This is a genomic window from Acidovorax sp. KPB24-07, assembly GCF_057543315.1.
This window is the reverse complement of record NZ_BAAJYS010000748.1, coordinates 1-1,057: the sequence shown is the minus strand read 5'-3', so window position 1 is coordinate 1,057 and position 1,057 is coordinate 1. Positions and strand designations below refer to the sequence as shown.

Here is a 1,057-nt window from a genome sequence, read left to right as displayed (position 1 = left end):
CGCACCGCGGCGCTGCCCGCGACCGATGCCGACGACGGCCTGCTGAGCGACAACGACATGTACGAGCGCATGGTCTCGGCCATCCTGGACCATCGCCTGCCGCCCGGCACCAAGCTGGTGGAAGACAAGCTGGCAATGGCCTTCGGCGTGTCGCGCACCCGCGTGCGGCCGGTGCTGGTGCGCCTGGCGGGCGAGCAGGTGGTCACCCTCACGCCGCGCCGTGGCGCCTCCATCGCCCAGCCCACGGTGCAGGAGGCGCGCGAGGTGTTCGAGGCGCGCCGCCTGATCGAGCCGCGCCTGGTGTCGCTCTTCGTGGAGGCGGCCACCGCGCAGGACGTGGCCTGGCTGGTGCAGAGCGTGGCCGACGAGGAGGCCTCGCGCCAGGCGGGCGACATGCGCCGGGCGATCCGGCTGTCGGGGGACTTTCACCTGCACATCGCGCAGGCGGCCGGCCACCAGACGCTGGGGCGCATCCTGCGCGAGCTGGTGTCGCGCACATCGCTCATCCTCATGACCTACAGCCCCAGCCATGTGCAGGCCCGCGAAGAGGCCACGGCCTGCGGCTGCCGCGAGCACCGCGCGCTGATCGACGCGATCCGCCTGCGCGATGCGGGCGAGGCCGCGCGGCGCATGCTGGACCACCTGGCGCGCATCGAATCGCAGCTCGAATTCACGCCCCCGCAGGACGCGGCGCCGGACCTGGTGCAACTGCTGGGCGCGGGCCGCGCGGCCTGACGCGCCGCTCACCCGGACAACAAGGCAACGCATGCGCCAACTGCTCGTCATCAACCCCAACACCTCGGCCAGCGTGAGCGCCTTGCTGCAGCGCCACGTGCAGGCCGCCGCCGGATCGCACGTGCAGGTGCGCACGGCCACGGCCCGCTTCGGCGCGCCCTACATCGCCTGCGAGGCCAGCTACGCGGTGGCCTCGCACGCCGCGCTGGACGCCTGGGCCGCGGCGCTGGCGGACGGCGGCAGCGCGCCCGATGCGGTGCTGGTCGGCTGTTTCGGAGATCCGGGCCTGATGGCGCTGCGCGAGAGCAGCCCGGTGCCGGTG

Annotated in this window: 2 protein-coding genes; both read left to right on the top strand. The window is 73.7% G+C overall.

The window, feature by feature from the left end:
• Positions 1-57 precede the first annotated feature (57 nt).
• On the top strand, positions 58-735 hold the full coding sequence (locus AC27IQ_RS25520; protein ID WP_487091300.1) for a GntR family transcriptional regulator: 678 nt from the start codon (positions 58-60) through the stop codon (positions 733-735).
• Between the two features lie 31 nt (positions 736-766).
• On the top strand, positions 767-1,057 hold a 291-nt coding region (locus AC27IQ_RS25515), incomplete at its 3' end, for an aspartate/glutamate racemase family protein (protein WP_487091299.1).